Source organism: Auritidibacter ignavus (assembly GCF_029853775.1).
Lineage (GTDB): Bacteria > Actinomycetota > Actinomycetes > Actinomycetales > Micrococcaceae > Auritidibacter > Auritidibacter ignavus.
This window is the reverse complement of record NZ_CP122564.1, coordinates 1,866,088-1,882,666: the sequence shown is the minus strand read 5'-3', so window position 1 is coordinate 1,882,666 and position 16,579 is coordinate 1,866,088. Positions and strand designations below refer to the sequence as shown.

The 16,579-nt window shown below is 59.6% G+C and carries 18 protein-coding genes and 1 pseudogene; 4 read left to right on the top strand and 15 right to left on the bottom strand.

Translation table 11 applies throughout. The features are described 5' to 3' along the window. Nucleotides 1-41: 41 nt before the first annotated feature. The 3 genes and pseudogenes from QDX22_RS08680 to QDX22_RS08670 form a co-directional block, all read right to left on the bottom strand. Nucleotides 42-851 (bottom strand): annotated as a pseudogene (locus QDX22_RS08680) (NADP-dependent isocitrate dehydrogenase); the annotation flags it as partial. Continuing rightward, a protein-coding gene (locus QDX22_RS08675; RefSeq protein ID WP_279672667.1) for an IS5 family transposase occupies nucleotides 848-1,727 on the bottom strand; the annotation gives its coding sequence in 2 pieces (ribosomal slippage) (nucleotides 848-1,369 and nucleotides 1,371-1,727; 879 coding nt in all). The gene QDX22_RS08675 and the pseudogene QDX22_RS08680, both read right to left, overlap by 4 nt. 77 nt (nucleotides 1,728-1,804) lie before the next feature. Next, complete coding sequence (locus QDX22_RS08670) at nucleotides 1,805-2,572, bottom strand: ubiquinone/menaquinone biosynthesis methyltransferase (protein ID WP_279674607.1); 768 nt, start codon at nucleotides 2,570-2,572, stop codon at nucleotides 1,805-1,807. A 131-nt stretch (nucleotides 2,573-2,703) separates the two neighbouring features. On the opposite strand from QDX22_RS08670, the gene QDX22_RS08665 reads away from it, so the two are divergent. Beyond that, nucleotides 2,704-3,378, top strand: coding sequence for an SDR family oxidoreductase (locus tag QDX22_RS08665; protein WP_279673331.1), 675 nt, complete (start codon nucleotides 2,704-2,706; stop codon nucleotides 3,376-3,378). On the opposite strand, the gene QDX22_RS08660 is transcribed toward QDX22_RS08665, so the two are convergent. Both QDX22_RS08660 and QDX22_RS08655 read right to left on the bottom strand, forming a co-directional pair. Then, nucleotides 3,375-4,103, bottom strand: coding sequence for a Pr6Pr family membrane protein (locus QDX22_RS08660; RefSeq protein ID WP_279674606.1), 729 nt, complete (start codon nucleotides 4,101-4,103; stop codon nucleotides 3,375-3,377). The genes QDX22_RS08665 and QDX22_RS08660 overlap by 4 nt on opposite strands. Then, nucleotides 4,096-4,665 (bottom strand): YbhB/YbcL family Raf kinase inhibitor-like protein, encoded by a 570-nt coding sequence (locus tag QDX22_RS08655; RefSeq protein WP_279717754.1) that lies wholly within the window; start codon nucleotides 4,663-4,665, stop codon nucleotides 4,096-4,098. The genes QDX22_RS08660 and QDX22_RS08655 overlap by 8 nt, the downstream gene beginning before the upstream one ends. Before the next feature lie 155 nt (nucleotides 4,666-4,820). On the opposite strand from QDX22_RS08655, the gene QDX22_RS08650 reads away from it, so the two are divergent. Then, on the top strand, nucleotides 4,821-5,411 hold the full coding sequence (locus tag QDX22_RS08650; protein ID WP_279717753.1) for an NADPH-dependent FMN reductase: 591 nt from the start codon (nucleotides 4,821-4,823) through the stop codon (nucleotides 5,409-5,411). A 15-nt stretch (nucleotides 5,412-5,426) separates the two neighbouring features. Here the strand turns inward: QDX22_RS08650 and QDX22_RS08645 are convergent, their stop codons facing one another. Further along, on the bottom strand, nucleotides 5,427-6,551 hold the full coding sequence (locus QDX22_RS08645) for an aminotransferase class I/II-fold pyridoxal phosphate-dependent enzyme (protein ID WP_341849179.1): 1,125 nt from the start codon (nucleotides 6,549-6,551) through the stop codon (nucleotides 5,427-5,429). 140 nt (nucleotides 6,552-6,691) lie between these two features. Here QDX22_RS08645 and QDX22_RS08640 point away from each other — a divergent pair, with 140 nt between their 5' ends. Further along, the gene (locus QDX22_RS08640) at nucleotides 6,692-7,501 is read left to right on the top strand and encodes a GTP pyrophosphokinase (RefSeq protein ID WP_341849178.1); all 810 of its coding nucleotides are present in this window, start codon (nucleotides 6,692-6,694) and stop codon (nucleotides 7,499-7,501) included. Between the two features lie 96 nt (nucleotides 7,502-7,597). After that, the gene (locus QDX22_RS08635; protein ID WP_279717751.1) at nucleotides 7,598-8,329 is read left to right on the top strand and encodes an NAD-dependent epimerase/dehydratase family protein; all 732 of its coding nucleotides are present in this window, start codon (nucleotides 7,598-7,600) and stop codon (nucleotides 8,327-8,329) included. Nucleotides 8,330-8,383: 54 nt separating this feature from the next. Here QDX22_RS08635 and QDX22_RS08630 read toward each other — a convergent pair whose 3' ends face one another. The 9 genes from QDX22_RS08630 to QDX22_RS08590 form a co-directional block, all read right to left on the bottom strand. Beyond that, nucleotides 8,384-9,937 carry an AMP-binding protein gene (locus QDX22_RS08630; RefSeq protein WP_279673335.1) on the bottom strand — a complete coding sequence of 518 codons (1,554 nt, stop codon included), beginning with the start codon at nucleotides 9,935-9,937 and terminating at the stop codon, nucleotides 8,384-8,386. A 188-nt stretch (nucleotides 9,938-10,125) separates the two neighbouring features. Continuing rightward, nucleotides 10,126-11,499, bottom strand: a complete 1,374-nt coding sequence (gene dnaB / locus QDX22_RS08625) for a replicative DNA helicase (protein WP_110098893.1) — start codon at nucleotides 11,497-11,499, stop codon at nucleotides 10,126-10,128. Nucleotides 11,500-11,984: 485 nt separating this feature from the next. Next, entirely contained in the window at nucleotides 11,985-12,419 is a 435-nt protein-coding gene (locus QDX22_RS08620) for a PaaI family thioesterase (RefSeq protein ID WP_279717750.1), read from the bottom strand. 168 nt (nucleotides 12,420-12,587) lie between these two features. Further along, the gene (locus tag QDX22_RS08615) at nucleotides 12,588-13,316 is read right to left on the bottom strand and encodes a YggS family pyridoxal phosphate-dependent enzyme (protein WP_122548974.1); all 729 of its coding nucleotides are present in this window, start codon (nucleotides 13,314-13,316) and stop codon (nucleotides 12,588-12,590) included. A 133-nt stretch (nucleotides 13,317-13,449) separates the two neighbouring features. After that, nucleotides 13,450-13,920: a 50S ribosomal protein L9 gene (gene rplI / locus QDX22_RS08610; protein WP_110122523.1), complete on the bottom strand. Its 471-nt coding sequence runs from the start codon at nucleotides 13,918-13,920 to the stop codon at nucleotides 13,450-13,452. A gap of 28 nt (nucleotides 13,921-13,948) precedes the next feature. Next, the gene (gene rpsR, locus QDX22_RS08605) at nucleotides 13,949-14,185 is read right to left on the bottom strand and encodes a 30S ribosomal protein S18 (protein WP_110110674.1); all 237 of its coding nucleotides are present in this window, start codon (nucleotides 14,183-14,185) and stop codon (nucleotides 13,949-13,951) included. 55 nt (nucleotides 14,186-14,240) lie between these two features. Next, nucleotides 14,241-14,765 (bottom strand): single-stranded DNA-binding protein, encoded by a 525-nt coding sequence (locus QDX22_RS08600; protein WP_110098898.1) that lies wholly within the window; start codon nucleotides 14,763-14,765, stop codon nucleotides 14,241-14,243. Nucleotides 14,766-14,827: 62 nt separating this feature from the next. Then, nucleotides 14,828-15,133: a 30S ribosomal protein S6 gene (gene rpsF / locus QDX22_RS08595; RefSeq protein WP_110100910.1), complete on the bottom strand. Its 306-nt coding sequence runs from the start codon at nucleotides 15,131-15,133 to the stop codon at nucleotides 14,828-14,830. A 163-nt stretch (nucleotides 15,134-15,296) separates the two neighbouring features. Then, nucleotides 15,297-16,574, bottom strand: coding sequence for a M18 family aminopeptidase (locus tag QDX22_RS08590; protein WP_279717749.1), 1,278 nt, complete (start codon nucleotides 16,572-16,574; stop codon nucleotides 15,297-15,299). Between the last annotated feature and the right edge of the window lie 5 nt (nucleotides 16,575-16,579).

The window sequence follows — 16,579 nt, the reverse complement described above, 5'->3', positions numbered from 1 at the left end:
CTGGGCTGGTGGTCAGCCCAGCGGCGATTGTCAGCGCAGTGTCACAGCGCGTCGATGATGGCGTTCAGCGTCGCCGACGGGCGCATTGCGTCCGAGACGAGAGCCTGCTTCGGGTAGTAGTAGCCCTCGATCTCGACGGGGGCACCCTGAGCGGTTCTCAGCTCCTCGACGATTTGCTGCTCGTTGGCACGCAGCTGCTCGGCAACAGGCTTGATCCGCTCTGCCAGCTCGGCGTCGTCGGTCTGTGCCGCCAGTTCCTCGGCCCAGTACAGGCCCAGGTAGAAGTGCGAGCCGCGGTTGTCGATCTCGCCGACCTTACGCGACGGGGAACGGCCCTCCTCGAGCACCTTGCCGGTGGCACGATCCAAGGTGTCGGCCAGCACCTGAGCGCGCTGGTTGCCGTTCGAAGCAGCCTCGTGCTCGAAGGACACGGCCAGGGCCAGGAACTCGCCGAGGGAGTCCCAGCGCAGGTGGTTCTCCTCCACGAACTGCTGCACATGCTTCGGAGCGGAGCCGCCGGCGCCGGTCTCGAAGAGGCCACCGCCGTTGATCAGCGGAACGATGGAGAGCATCTTCGCCGAGGTGCCCAGTTCCAGGATCGGGAACAGGTCGGTGAGGTAGTCGCGCAACACATTGCCGGTCACCGAGATGGTGTCCTCGCCGCGGCGGATACGATCCCCCGAGAACTGGGTGGCTTCCTTCGGCGCCATGATGCGCAGGTCCAGCCCGTCGGTATCCAGGTCCTCGAGATATTCGTTGACCTTGGAGATCAGGTTGGCGTCGTGGGCGCGGTTCTCGTCGAGCCAGAATACGGTGGGGGTGCCGGTGGCGCGGGCGCGGTTGACGGCTAGGGCGTGTCTGATAAATGTTGTAACCAAGCGATGACACCGTTGAGCACGATAGCGGCCCGGTAGATGATGGCGAGTTTGTCATATCGTGTGGCCAGTCCTCGCCACTGTTTCATACGGGCGTAACCACGCTCGATGACATTGCGGCGCTTGTACTTGATTGCGTTGAACTTCGGTGGACGGCCGCCCTTTGATCCTCGCCGGAGACGATGGCCTTGCTGATCGGCCGGCTCGGAGATAACTGCCTCGATCTTTCGTGAGCGCAGCAATGAGCGATTCGCTTTCGATGAGTAGGCTTTGTCACCCAGGAGCGCATCTGGGCGGGTGCGTCGACCGACTTTCAGGTTCTCCAGTAGCGGAGCGAGCATGGGGCTGTCGCCGTCCTGGCCGGCAGTGCAGATCGTGACTAACGGCAGTCCGTGGCCATCGACGAGCTGATGAGTCTTTGTCGACAAGCCACCACGAGAGCGGCCGAAGGCGTGGTCAGGCGAGTCGGTCAGCAGATCCTTGTAATTCGACGAGTCCCTTTTTTACGCGGCTGATGTTCGTTGCGTGCTGGTGAGCACGAGCGATCGTGGAGTCGACTGAGACGGTGAAGTCGACCTTGTCATTCTTCACCGCAAAGTCTGTCAGCGCCTGGTGGATGGCATCCCAGGTGCCGTCAGAGGCTAAGCGACGGTGCCAGGTCCACACGGTCTGCCATTTGCCGAAGGTCTCGGGCAGGCCGCGCCAGGCGATGCCGGTGCGGTAGCGGTAGATGATGCCTTCGATCATCTGCCTGGAATCGGAAAAGGGGCGTCCGCGCTTGCCTGTTGGTGCTGGCAGGTAGTCAGCGATGAGAGCCCATTGGTCATCAGTGAGCAGCTGGAATCGAGACATGACTCAAGAGTTTCAGAAACCAACCGTAAACTTTGTCAGACACGCCCTAGTCCTGAGGCAGTGTTAGTCCAGGGGTGTTAGTCCAGGGGTTTTTGCCCCCAGTGGATCGCCATCGTGCCGAACATGTGTAGTTCGTAGCCGGTGGAGCGGAAACCGGCCTCGTGCGCCATACGCTGGATCACCTGGGGCGGATGGAAGCCTCGGGAGGTTCGGGACAAGTATTCATAGGCCTCGGGGTTGTCGGTGATCCAGGAGGCGATCCGCGGGACCGCCCAGGTGATGTAGGCGGTGGAGAACGGTTTGATCACGTTCCGTGGTGCCGGTGACATCTCCAGAGCTGCCATCCACCCCCCGGGTTTGAGCACGCGGAATTGTTCGGCCAGGGTGGCCGAAATATCGGTCACGTTGCGCAATAGATAGCCGTGCGTGACCGCATCGAAACTGTGGTCCGCAAAGGGCAGGTCCATCGCATCGGCCTGCACCCACCTGATCTGGTCTCCGCCGGGGCGGGCGGCACCGACGGCCATCATCTCCGGAGCAATATCGCAGGCGGTGATCTCAGCGCCGTAGTACCGAGACAGCACCGCGAAGGCCAGATCACCGGTGCCGGCGGCCAGATCGAGCACCGCCGGGGCCTGTGGGAGCCGGGCTGCGGTGACGGTGCGGCGGATCAGTCGTGGTTCTTGGCCCCAGGTCATCACCAGGTTCATCAAGTCGTAGCGGTCGGCGATGGCGTCAAACATCCCGGCCACGGCGTGGCCGTGTTCGTCCACTGCCACGGAGTCAACGCCCGTGGACGTGGTTGACCGGTTGGGTGAGGAGGTCGTTGCGGAGGTGGTGCTCATATCTTCACACGCTACCTGGGATCGGTCGGAATAAGATCACCGGGGCACCTGTTACGCGTAGTGAAAGCACCGCAAGAACACGGCACCGGGCCTGACTCGTCCGGTGTAGCACACAGCGGAAAGGTGGAATCATGGCGCACTACATTATTCTGGGTGGACACGGCAAGGTTGCGCTACGCGCGGCCCAGTTGCTCACCGAAAAGACCAACACCGTCACCTCCGTCATTCGTCAGGAAGAGCAAATACCCGATGTTCAGGCCACCGGTGCCACAGCCCAGCTGTTGGATCTCGAGCAGGCCAGCCAGGATGACTTGGCCGAGGCCTTTTCGGATCAGGATGCGGTGATCTTCGCCGCCGGTGCCGGCGGAGGCAATCCGGATCGCACCTACGCAGTGGATCTGCAAGCAGCCAAACGCTCGATTGATGCCGCCAAGCAGGCTCGAGTCTCCCGGTTCATTTTGATCTCCTATGCCGGGTGCCGTCGGGATCACGGCGTGGCGGAAACCGACTCCTTCTACCCCTACGCTGAAGCCAAGTCGCAGGCCGATGAGTACCTGCGCAACTCTGGACTGGACTACACCATCCTGGGACCGGGTCTGCTGACCCTCGAGGAGCCCACCGGCAAGATCATGGAGGTTCCAGAAGACCATCCCCGTGACGAGAACGAGCGTCGAGAAACCTCGCGGGCTCATGTGGCTTCAGCCATTGTGGCAGCACTGAACCACCCCGAATCGATCGGACACAAGATCGACTTCTTTGATGGCGATACCCCGATCGACGAGGTGTTCTCCACTCAGCGCGACTAAGACACCGCGGTGAGTGCCTCCGGATCCCGACGGGACCTGAGACGGTCATAACCCCATAACACGGTGGCGACCACCAGGTAGCCGGTGAGAATCACGGCACAATAGGTCGCCACCGTGGTGTATCCGCCGGGGGCGGTGTGGTCCAAAAAGTCATAGGGCACCCAGTCCAGGATCGGGCCACGCACCAGCGTGAACACCAGCCACAGTGCGGGGATCAGTAGCGAGATAGCAATTCTCCTCCAGCGCACCTGTCCGAAGGGGCCCACCAGGAGGGTGACCACAGCCAGCAGGATGGGTAACACCACGTGTGAGGTGAAGTCGTTGACCTGTTGCAGTGGGGTCAGCACTGAGTCGTCGCGGAGCAGAATATTGAAGACCAGTCCGGTGATGCTCATGCAACATACCGCGGCAATGCGCACCACGTGCAGCACAGGCGAGCGGGAGTGGGGTCGGATCACCAGCCACCAGGAAACCAGTGTGGTCATCACCACCGAGATGAAGGTGAAATAGGCGGGTTGGTTGAGCGCATGCTCCCAGCCGGCTGTCAGGCGTCCGGTCAGGGTACTGCCGGCGGGCGGGTCGCCGTCGCGACGGAAGCCCAGGGCAATGGACGTGGTCAGGGCCACCAGTCCGATCAGACCGGTGGCCCCGTACCCTATGCGACGCCACAATGCCCAACGAGCTACAGCACCGTGGCCCGCTGGTGAGCCAGTATGGTTAGCCATCGACTTCGGCAGTGACCACGATCGTGGCACGACCCAGCACGTGGCCGAAGCGGTTGAAGCCGAAGAAGGCGTTGGATGAATCCGCGGGAATGTCCAGGGATTCCACATCCAGGGCGTGGACGGTGATGAAGTAGCGGTGTGGGCCGTGGCCTGCCGGTGGGGCGGCACCGATGAAACCGGGGCCACCGCCGTCGTGGTTGAGCTGGAAGGCGCCCTCGGGCAGTCCGGAGCCGTCGCCGGCGCCGGCACCTTCGGGCAACTCGGTGACCGAGGCGGGGATGTTGCCCACCGACCAATGCCAGAATCCGGAGCCGGTGGGAGCGTCCGGATCATAGACGGTTACGGCGTATGATTTGGTGCCCTCGGGTGCGTTCGACCAGGACAACTGGGGGGAAATGTCTTCTCCGCCGTCAACTCCCATGGCACCCGAGTAGTGCTTGAGCGGGAATTGCTCACCGTCAGTGACGCTGGTGGAGGTCACGGTGAATGCCACGGCATCGTCTAGGCGGGCGAAGGGATCATTACCGGTCTCGTTCAATGCGTTAATCGTCTCGGAGCTCATCAGAGTCCTTTCGTCCAATCGCTGATACGGTCTCGGGCCCGGTCGGTGCGACCAGTACCCGTGCTGTTGTGCTCCAGCCTATGTCGTGTGACACAAAACGTCACGTGTTCGGTCGTTGACTGGGCTGAATACGGCAAGGACCCTAGGCTCGATATATGACTGAGCACAACGACACCACAGCAGATCAGCTCCCTCGGCTGGGAGTGGTCATCGGCTCGATCCGCACCCCACGCAAGGCCGATTCTGTCGCCGACTGGGTGCGGAACCATCTCGAGGCCCACGATTATCCGGCCGAGTTTAGGGTGCTGGACCTCAAGGACTTCGAGCTACCCCCACTGGAACACTTCAATCAGCACTCCGATCAGCACGCGCCAGCCGATCTGGTGCGCTGGCGCGATGCGGTCGATGTCTGTGAGGGGTTTTTGTTCATCACCCCGGAATACAACCGAGCGGCGCCGGGATATTTCAAAAACGCCTACGATCTGCTGGATGTGCAGTGGAAGCACAAACCGGTCGGCTTCATCTCCTACGGGGGCGTGGGTGGCGCCCGTGCGGTGGATCAATGGCGGGTCAGCATGGCCCCCTACGGGATGTACACCATCGGGCAACAGATCCTGCTATATAACCGCTACGACTTTGACTCCGATACGCTACAGGTCAACGACCGCCATGAGAAGTCGCTGGGCAAGCTGCTCGAGGAACTACACCGGTTGACCGTCGCGACCCGGCCGTTGCGGCAGAACTAGATCGGACGCGCCCGACTAGCTGTTCTGGGCGTGGAAGTGCTGGATCCGTTCCAGGGCTTCATTCACCGCGGCCGTGCCGGCGGCAAACGAGATGCGGATAAACTCATCGCCGTCCACCGGATCAAAGTCCAGTCCCGGCGTCAGGGCCACGTAGTGGGATTCCAGCAGTGCTTGGGCGTAAGCGGTGGCCGTTCCGAAACGTTGCATCACCGCCTTCGGGGGCCGGGCATAGTAATAAAACGCCCCATCGGCAGGCGCGGCGTCGTCAAAGCCCAGTTCGGAAGTCCGAGAGAGAATCAGCGAGCGCGTGGCCGCGAACTGGCTGACACGGGCATCGCATTCGGCGTACGCGGTGTCGCTGAACGCTTCTACCGCGGCGTATTGTCCGGCGGCCGGTGGGCACAGGGAGACCGAGCCCGACAGTGCCGACACCGGTGCTACCAGATCTTCGGGCAATAGTAACCAGCCCAGTCGCCAGCCAGGCATGCCCCAATATTTGGAGAAGGAGCTGACCACCACGCCGGTGCGGGAGTACTCCCAGCTACTCACCCCGCGGGTGGAGTAGGTGATGCCGTGGTAAATCTCATCGGAGAACAGTCGCACCCCGTGGGCGTCGCACCAGCTGGTCAGTTGCTGCATGCTGGCGGGCTCAACCATGGTGCCGGTGGGGTTATTGGGTGAGGCCAAGACCAGTCCGGTGACATTGGCCTGCTCCAGGTCCCGAATGCTGGGCAGGAACCCTTGTTCCGCACCGGCCGGGATTTCGACGACCTCACAACCTAAGGCTTGGAGCACATTGCGGTAAGCGGCGTAACCGGGGCGGGCCAATCCCACCCGATCTCCCACGTCAAAGGCGGCCAAGAAACCGACCATGAAGCCACCCGATGACCCGGTGGTGACAGCAACCTGTGACACGGGAACCTCAAGGTCGTACCAGCGACGGTAGTGCTCTGCGATCGCTTCCCGCAACGGTTGGATACCCAGCGACGGGGTGTAGTTCAGCGGCACGGCCGCATCATGGATATTCCGCGCGGCTTCGGTAACCGCCGTGGGTGCTCCGCCAGAGGGCTCCCCGGCGCACAGACTAATCACCGGTTGTCCGGTGGCAGTTAGCTCCGCGACGCGTTGCAAGATGGTCATCACCCGAAACGGGGGCACCTGAGAACGACGCGAAGGCGTGAAATGGGGCTGTTCAGATCGGCTCGATGTCACCTTGTCAGTCATGGTTCTAGTATGGTCTTTTCAGACTCCGTGCAGGCTGTATTTCTAGACTGAGTTTCATGAGTACTTCCCCGTCTGTTCCCGATCAGCGGTCCGTGGCGCGCTATGCGGGACAGGTTCCTAGCTTGCGACGCGTCACACCCCACGATGAGGTGTATATCCACACCGCTGAGGGCACCATGTCTTTCTCGGCCGCACAACTTCACCGGTTGCGCAGAGACTTGGATTCGATGATGGCCGAATACACGTTTGTGCTCCGGGAGGTCGAAACCAAGCTGTCGGTGTTACGCGATGAGTTCACCCAGCTCCACGACTACAGCCCCATCGAGCACATCTCCACCCGCGTGAAATCGATGGACTCCCTGTTGGCGAAGGCTTCACGTAAGGGTATTGCTTTCGACCCCGACGAGATTCGACGCACCATCACCGATATTGCCGGGGCGCGGGTGACCTGTGGCTTCGTCACTGACGTCTATGAAATCTTTGACATGCTGGTAGCTCAAGATGATGTCACGGTGCTGAAAGTCAAGGACTACATCAAAAACCCCAAGCCCAACGGGTATAAGTCGTTGCACGCCATTATCCGGGTGCCCGTGTTCCTGTCATCAGGCCGTCAGGATGTCACCGTCGAGATCCAGTTCCGTACGTCGGCGATGGACTTTTGGGCCTCGCTGGAGCACAAGTTGCACTATAAATACGACGGCGATGTGCCACAGTGGGCTATCGACGAGCTGAAGGAAGTCGCCGAGATCTCCTCGACTTTGGAACAGCGGATGCTGAATCTGCGTCATATTCTGCACAGCAAGCCGATACGTTCCGCAGGGGCTGATTCCCCCTCAGCGACGAACCACGGTGGCCACTGGGTTTAGGGAGAATCATTCGTGCCGGAAGTGGAACTACCGCACAGCACCACGGCCACACTGAACGCTTGGTGCCCGACTTCTGCTACGCACAGCAGACCACGCATGGCCGTGGTTGGTGCTGCCGGTGAGATCGGGCGGGTCACCGGTCAGTGTTTCACAGACGAGGATCTGGTTCTGATAGGCCTCGATGTGTTGGATCATCACAACATCGTGGGATACCACGCCTGGTCCACGGGTACGGTGGCCGATAAAGCAGTGGTACGTCACGGGCTAGGCGATGCTGATAATGTTTTGTACCTCCCCACGGGCGCCAAGATGGGGTGGCACGGACTCCTCGAGGCCGAGATCCACGGCGTAAAGAATGTGGCCGAAGTCTGCGTCGAAAAGGGGGTGAAGCGTCTCATCTATGCGTCCAGCAACCATGTGACGGGGATGAACGAAGTTGAGTTCTACGAAACAGGAGTTCTCGACACGCCGCATCCGACGAGCTTGCCACGACCAGATGGTCTTTACGGGGCAGCGAAGGCCTTCGCCGAAGCGTTATTGCGTTCGACAAGCGAAATTCACGGCCTTCCGGTGTCAATCATCCGTATCGGCGCGATGCGCTACCGGGACGATCCCCATGCGGTGACCGATGGACCGCGATTTGCCCGCCAAACCAACAAGGAATATCGCCAACGCATGGAGCGGGTCTGGCTGACCCACCAGGAGTGGAAAGCCACCACTACCCGGGAGCTAGCAGCCACCGATCAGTTCCGCCTCTTTTATGCACCGCAACATCAGGCCGACCAGCCATGGACCGGTGAGATCTATACCTGGAATCGTGGCCGTTGAACAGATGCCACGAGCCAAAGTGGCCGGCTGTCTGATGATCCACGGGTCTGGTTTTTACAGGGCGTATTGTCCTCGGAGTTTGTGTTTGAGCAGTTTGCCCGAAGCATTACGGGGTAACTCCTCCACGATCTCAAGGCGCGTGGGCTTCTTGAAGGAGGCAAGCTTGTCAGAGAGGAAATCGTGAATCTCCGCTAAGGTGGGTGGATCCGCGGGATCATCGGGGACCACAATCGCCAGTGGCGTCTCCACCCATTTCTCGTCGGGGACACCAATCACGGAAGCATCAGCCACCTTCGGGTGGGTACTGACGGCATGCTCAACTTCGATTGAGGAGATGTTCTCACCACCGGAGATGATCAGGTCCTTGGACCGATCGACGACATACATAAATCCTTCCTCATCTTGTCGGACCATATCCCCGGAGTGAAACCAGCCATCCCGGGTAGCGTCTTGGGTCGCCTCGGGCTTATTCCAATAGCCGGCCATCAGTCCCGGGCCACGATAGACAATTTCTCCCATTTCTCCGGGGGCGACATCGTTTCCTTCCGCGTCGACAATACGAGCTGCGATCGGCCCGATTGGTTCACCGATGGAGCCCATCTTGCGCAGTGATGCGGGGCCTTGTAACAACGCGGTAATGGGTGACATTTCGGTCTGACCGAACGCCGTGGAAAGCGTTGCCTTTGGAAAAGTGTCCACAATCAGTTGCAGGGTTTCTTTCGAGGCTGGTGATCCTCCCCACGAGATTGACTGTAACGGGAGGTCTCGCTCGGTGATGCCGGGTAGAGAACACAGTGCTTGCCAGATTGTCGGCACCAAGAACATATTGGTGATCTGCTCTTTCTCGATGAGATCAACCAGCGCTGCGAGATCTGTGAGCACCTGGGGTGGAGCGACCACCAAACGAGTACCGGCAAAAAACGCCGGAGTCAGGACACCGATGCCGGCGATATGGAACAACGGAACCACAACGAGGTTGGTTTCAGGAAGATCTCCCGGGGCCGGCGCGTTGCGATACACCGGAATGGTCTGACTCAAAAGATTCAAATAGCTGAGCATGACCCCTTTCGGATCCGAGGTGGTCCCCGAGGTATAGACAATCATGGCAATCGAGTTCTCATCGATGTCCAAAGGCTCGGCGGTTCCCCCGGCTGCCACAATCTCGGGCACATTCTCCACCAGAGAAATGGTCTGGATATGGTCTTTGCTCTGGGACCCAGCCAGTGCCTGAGCGCCCATGGCGTCGACGTAGATCACTTTCGCACCAGAATCTGACACAAAATAGTCGAGCTCGCGTGGCACAGATCGAATATTGATCGGAACGCTGATCGCACCAACGGTATTAATGGCAAGCATGGCGATGATATATTCTGCGCTGTTTAGCGACAGGATCAGCACACGGTCGCCGGGTTGTACACCCCGATGTTGCTGAAGGTCTGCGGCCAAGGCTTGCACGCGCTGCTGTAGCTCCCACCAGGAAATGTTCTCAGTCTGGGTGGTCAACCCAATCTCGTCTGGTCTATCAGTGGCGTGGAGATCGAGCATATTCATCCAGTGCATGCGACGTGAGAAGAACGGCTGACGGTCGAGACGGGAGGGGATCAGCATGTTCAGACCTTCCATAGGAGTGTGATCTATATCACTACTACAATAGTGGAGGTGTGAACGGAAAAGCGAGATGACGAGCACATTTTCATCGACACATCAGAGTCATCAGAAACCTCGACCGGACACGTCTTTTTGCGTGTTTCCAGTAAGTGCTGCCCGACACCGCACTGAGGCGCAGATCAGTGGCTCTAGAATCCGCCGTCCTCAGGGGCCATGTTGTTGAACCGGGAGTAGTGGCCCTGAAAGCCGACGACGATAGTTCGGGTCGGCCCATTACGGTGCTTGGCAACGATCAGGTCAGCCTCACCAGCACGTGGTGATTCCTTATCATAGACGTCTTCACGGTGCAGCAGAATGACCATGTCGGCATCCTGTTCAATCGAACCGGATTCACGCAGATCAGAAATCTGCGGACGCTTATCGGTGCGCTGTTCTGAGCCACGATTGAGCTGCGAGAGCGCGATGACCGGGACCTCGAGTTCCTTGGCTAAGAGCTTCAGGGCACGAGAGAACTCGGCGACTTCTTGCTGACGTGATTCCACCCGCTTGCCGGAGCTCATCAGTTGCAAGTAGTCCAGCACAACTAGTTTCAGGTCGTGCTTTTGCTTCAGGCGGCGGCATTTGGCCCGGATCTCCATCATCGTCATATTGGGTGAGTCGTCAATGAAGAACGGTGCTTCGTTCAACCGTCCCACGGTGGCGGCGATTTTCGTCCAGTGTTCGGATTCCAGTGCACCTTTACGCAGATCAGACAGCGCGATGGTTGCTTCGGCCGACAGCAGACGCATCGCAATCTCATTGCGGCCCATTTCCAGTGAGAAAAAGACCGTGGGCATGTTGTTGCCGATCGCCGCCGCACGAGCCAGGTCGAGAGCCAACGTCGATTTACCCACCGCAGGACGGGCCGCCACCACGACCATTTGTCCGGGGTGCAGTCCCTGGGTCAGCTCATCAAGCTCGTAGAAACCGGTGGGAACACCCGAGAGTCCACCGGCGTGATCACCGGCGGCTTCGATCTCGTCGACGGTGTTCTCCAGGATGCCCGAAAGACGGACGTAGTCCTCGGATTGCTGGTTCTCTGCCACCCGGTACATCTCACCCTGGGCAGCGTTGACAATGTCGTCCACGTCGCCGTCTTGGGCGTAGCCCATCCGGCTAATCCTGTTGCCCACGTCCACGAGTCGACGCAGAATCGCTTTCTCCTGGACGATGTCGGCGTAGAACTCCGCGCTGGTGACAGCCGGAACGGACTGGACCAATTCGTGTATGTACGAGGCTCCCCCGACACGAGGTAGCTCCTTACGCTTGTTAAGCATGTCGGAGACGGTGACCGCATCTGCGGGTTCACCACGACCGTAGAGTGTAATGATGGAGTCGTAGATCAGCTCGTGAGCTGGTGAGTAAAAATCTGGCCCACGCAGAACCTCCACCACGGTGGCCACCGCATCGTGCGAGAGCAACATCGCTCCGAGGACAGATCGTTCGGCGCTGAGATCCTGGGGTGGGACGAGCGTGTCGCGAGACAGCTCCGGGGAACCGGTGGAATCATAAGGCGTATTCATTAGATCGTCTCTTGATTCCCTTCCCCTTTACCGGACCCCGGACTGTCTCACGAAGACCCCCCGGTCGCAGTGGATGCGCGCAGTATGTGCACCCTGTGCATAACCTGCCAATACCCACCGGCCGAGAGGCGATATAGCGACACTACTCGGGGAAAACAGCCTCAGCAAACCCCCAAAATTCTTTTCCTGTGGATAACCTGTGGAAAGAGTGGATTAGCCTGTGTAAAAATTCTCAAGAACCTGTTGATTCAGCCAGGTGATCATCCGCGGATTCGGCTTTGACTAGGGCTTTTATGAATCACAGCCTGTGACTTAAAAATAATTTGCACTCACTTTGGCCGACTTGACAGCACCATGACGGGCGAGTACAAGGAGTGTTTTCCACACCACACGGAGTTATCCACAGGGTTACCCACAGCCGTGGATAAATTACACCAGTGTGGTTCTCCCACGCTACGTGCATTGCTTCACATTAAAGGGCCAGATCAGCCTTGGTTTTCCGGAGCGGGAAGGTTCTGGAGTCGAAGTTGTCCGCGGGCCAAGACTTTGCCGGTGGCTTCGGCGGTAATGACGACATCCCAGAGTTGCTGGGTGCGTCCCTGGTAGAGGGCATTGGCTTCAACGAGGACGGTGCCGGCACTAAATTGACGCAAGAAGTCAGTGCCGTTGTGCAAGCCCACCGCGAACATGTTCTGGTCCTTCACGGCGTAGCTGGCACCTACCGAGGCCACTGACTCCACAATGGTGGCGTAGACGCCTCCGTGGACGATTCCCCAGGGCTGGTGGTGGTCTGGGCCCAGTTCAGCGTGCCCTGCCACGTGTGTGGCGGTGATGTCGTCAAAGACGAAGTTGGTGGTGGACCCGAATGTTCCCTGGGCTTCGTTGATGTGGTCCCAGATATCGTGAAGTCGATCGACCATGGCGCGCTGTACTCACTCTCCGCATAGGGGCTACTTGGCAGAGAATCTAGCACCTTACCCAGCGGTCACGGCCCAGCATGGCCCGTGGCGCGCCTGATTGAGTTTCATCAGTGGCCCAGAAGTACCCCACAGCCCCAGCAACACTACCCGGCAGAGGTGCTGTGCACGTTAGGCCTGTGCCGAGCCGTGGGGAGGTCTCGCGCCGAAGATCGCAGAACCGATTCGGACCATGGTGGCTCCTTCTTCGATGGCAATCTCAAAGTCGGCTGACATGCCCATGGACAGATCTCCGGCCCCGAGTTGGTCGCGGTGTTCATCGCGCAACGCGCGCAGCTGCCGGAAATTATTCCGGATCGCATCCTCGTCATCGGAGTTCTCGGCGATGGTCATCAATCCGTTGACCCGAAGTGCCGTGAAATCCTGAATCTGGTCAACAAACGGGCCGAGTTCTGTCGGGTCGAGACCGGATTTGGTGGTTTCCCCGGAGGTATTGACCTGGATCAACACCGACAGGTCCCGTCCGGCTTCGGTGAGCTGGTCGTGGAGTCTGCGAGCGATCTTGACCCGGTCTAGGGCGTGGAACTCATCGGCAAATTCGGCCACCTCTCGGGTCTTATTGGACTGTAATGGCCCGATGATGCACCAGGTGATCTCCAAGTCGTTCATGGCCTGGTATTTTTGGTGGGCCTCTTGAACTTTATTCTCACCGAAGGTCTGAATGCCTGCCTGATAGGCGGTGCGCAGGCGCTGTTCCGCCACGGTTTTGGTCACCGGGATCAGACGCACATCCCGGGGATCACGCCCGACACGGTTGGCAGCAGCGTTAATCCGTCCTCGAACCGCGTAGAGGTTCTCTTGGATCTCTTCCAGGGTGGTGGCCACAGCAGATTCAGACATAGCTCAAAGCTAACACAGCCCTGCCAGCCCACTGGGGGAGACAACGAAACCCCGGGGCGGGTGACCAGATGATGGTCAACACCTGCCCCGGGGTTCTCTCAACGCAATCCGGGTCTAGCCAGAGCGAAGAAGCTTATTTCTTCTTCTTTTGGGCCGGAACGACAGCCAGTTCCACCTGAGCAATCACGTCGTCGTGCAGACGGATCTGCACCGAGTGGTTACCCAGCGAACGGATGCTGTCGGTCAAGACGACGTTGCGACGGTCGATCGACTCGTGGCCGGCTGCTTCCAAGGCCTCGACAATGTCTGAGGAGGTCACCGAGCCGAACAAACGACCGGTCTCACCGGAGGCCACCTGAATCTGCACCGGTTGCTGCTGGAGCTTCTCGGCCAGCGCCTGAGCTTCTTCCAGGTTCGCCATGGCCCGAGCTGCCCGGGTCTTGCGGATCTCTTCGACCTGGTTTTCTGCGCCGCGGGTCCAACGAGTAGCGAAACCGCGCGGGATCAGGTAGTTGCGAGCGTAACCGTTCTTGACCTCGACGACATCGCCGGCAATACCGAGGCCGGGGATCTCCTGGGTCAAAATGAGTTTCTGCTGTGCCATGTCTACTCTCTCCTTCTCTACTTCAAGATCAGCGGCCGGAACCGGAGTAGGGCAACAGAGCCATTTCACGTGCGTTCTTGATCGCCAAAGCGATCTTGCGCTGCTGCTGGACGGTCACACCGGTCACACGGCGGGCACGGATCTTGCCGCGATCGGAGATGAATTTGCGAAGCAGAGCCACATCTTTGTAGTCGATGTAGTCGATGCCTGCTGTCTTGAGGGGATTGGGCTTTGGTTTGGGCTTACGTACTTCAGCCTTAGCCATCGTGGTGCTCCTTCGAGTAATAACTGGAGCCCGCAGTCAGCGGGATGGTTGGTGTTTAGAACGGTGGTTCCTGATGATCCGGGGTGTCCCAGGATCCAGCGGAGGGAGCTCCGCCCCAGGGATCCTGCTGTGGGGCACCACCAGCTTGACCCCAGCCGCCCTGGTTCTGGGCCGGCGGGTTCTGGTTAAAACCACCACCGGATCCGCCCCCGTGACGCGGGGTACGCGTCACCTGGGCGGTGGCGTAGCGCAACGACGGGCCGATCTCGTCGACGTCCAGTTCCCAGTTGGTGCGGTTCTCGCCCTCACGGGTCTGGAAGGAACGGGCTTTCAGGCGACCTTGGGCCACCACGCGCATTCCTTTGGTCAAGGATTCGGCCACGTTTTCTGCTGCTTCACGCCAGATGGAAGCACGCACAAACAAGGTCTCAGCATCGGACCATTCATTGGTTTGACGGTCGTAGATCCGAGGAGTTTGGGCAATGGTGAAGTTCGCGACGGCCTGTCCCGATGCGGTGAAACGCAGTTCGGGATCGGCGGTCAGGTTTCCAATAATCGTGACTACCGGCTCTCCAGCCATGAGGTACTCCTGGTGCTCTCGTTAAACCGATGCTTGAGTGTTTGTGCAGTGACGAGGTGACCCTAGAGGGTGACCTTCTGCTCTTCCGGACGAATGATCTTGGTGCGCAACACGGTCTCATTCAGACCCAGCTGGCGTTCCAATTCCTGAGCCGAGGCCGGCTCAGCGGTGAAATTCACGACCGCGTAAACAGCTTCCGAGTTCTTCTTGATCTCGTAGGCCAGCTTGCGACGACCCCACACATCGATTTCTTCCACGGAGCCACCGTCTTTGACAACGGTGTTGTCAAAGTACTTACGCAGTGTCGGTTCAACTGTACGCTCATCGACCTCCGGGTCAATCAGCGCCATCAATTCATATGCACGCATGCGAACCCACCTCCTTCGGGCTTATGGTCACGGTCTTTCCGTAACAGGAGGTTCTCCTTAGTGCTGTTGTCAAAGAACAACTCGAATAGTTTAGCGTGATTGCGCCGAAATTACCACGCGAACCGTGAGAAGTGTGCTACAGATCCAGCTTTCCTGGTGCTGACTACTGGCGAAAGAAGGCGGCGGTGAGGCGGGTCAAGTAGCCTGGGTCTTTGGCACCGACCAATTCACGGACCGAGTGCATCGACAGCAACCCCACCCCGCAGTCCACCGTGGGAATCCCTAACCGGGTCGAGGCGATCGGACCGATGGTGGAGCCACAGGGCACATCATTGCGGGAGACATATTCTTGGATCGGTACCCCGGCGTCCTCGGCCCACCCGGCCATGGCCGCATGTCCCATCGCATCGGTGGTGTAGCGCTGATTGGCGTTGATCTTCACCAACGGGCCTTGGTTGGGCAACGGGTGGTGGTCCGGGTCGTGTTTGGTGACGTAATTGGGGTGGACCACATGGCCACAGTCGGCCGACAGCAGCCAGGATTGAGCGCGCACCCGCGGGCTCTGCTCGGGACTAATGCCCAGGCTGTGCTGGATACGCACCAGAGTTTCGTCTAAGAATGGCCCGGCGGCCCCCGAACGCGTCTGGGAACCGACTTCTTCGTGGTCGAAGGCGGCCAGCACCGGAATCAGGTCGGGCGCTGGCTGGTGGGCAACCTCTAGCAGAGCGGAAAGTCCAGCCGAGACGGAGACCAGATTGTCCATCCGCGGGGCGGCTAAGAATTCTTGGGCCGAGCCCAGTATGGCCGGGGGTTGAGTATCGGCCAGCATCAGATCGGCGGCAACCACGTGGTCTGCCGAGAGACCGGCTTCTTCGGCGATGGCGTGCACAATGGTGGTTGCGGAGTCGCCGGAGGCGGTGGCCACAATCGGCATCAGGTGCTGTTGTCGATTCAGAGTCAGCCCCCGATCGGTCTCGCGATCGAGGTGGATAGCCAGCTGCGGGATGCGCGCCATCGCGGAGGTGGTGACCAGTTTGGTGCTGCCATCGCGTAATACCAGGCGTCCGGCGAAGGCCAGGTCGCGGTCTAACCAGGAGTTGACCAGCGGTCCCCCGTACACCTCAACACCGACCTGGGCCCAGCCGGCGGTGGTGGTATCCGGGCTGGGCTTGACCTTGAACCCCGGGGAATCGGTGTGAGCGCCCAGAATGCGAAAGCCCGGTAGCGTCGCTGAGTCCTCGCCGGTGGCCTCCGGCTGGATCCAGGCGATCACCGCACCATCACGGACGACCACGTAACCACCCGGGGCTAGCGGATAGGGCTCGGTTTCCTCCAGCCGGGTGAAGCCAGCGGCGATAGCTTCCCGAGCTACATAGTCGGCAGCGTGCCATGAGGTCGGAGCATCAGAGATCAGACGGACCAGTTCATCGAGGTGACTCATGAACT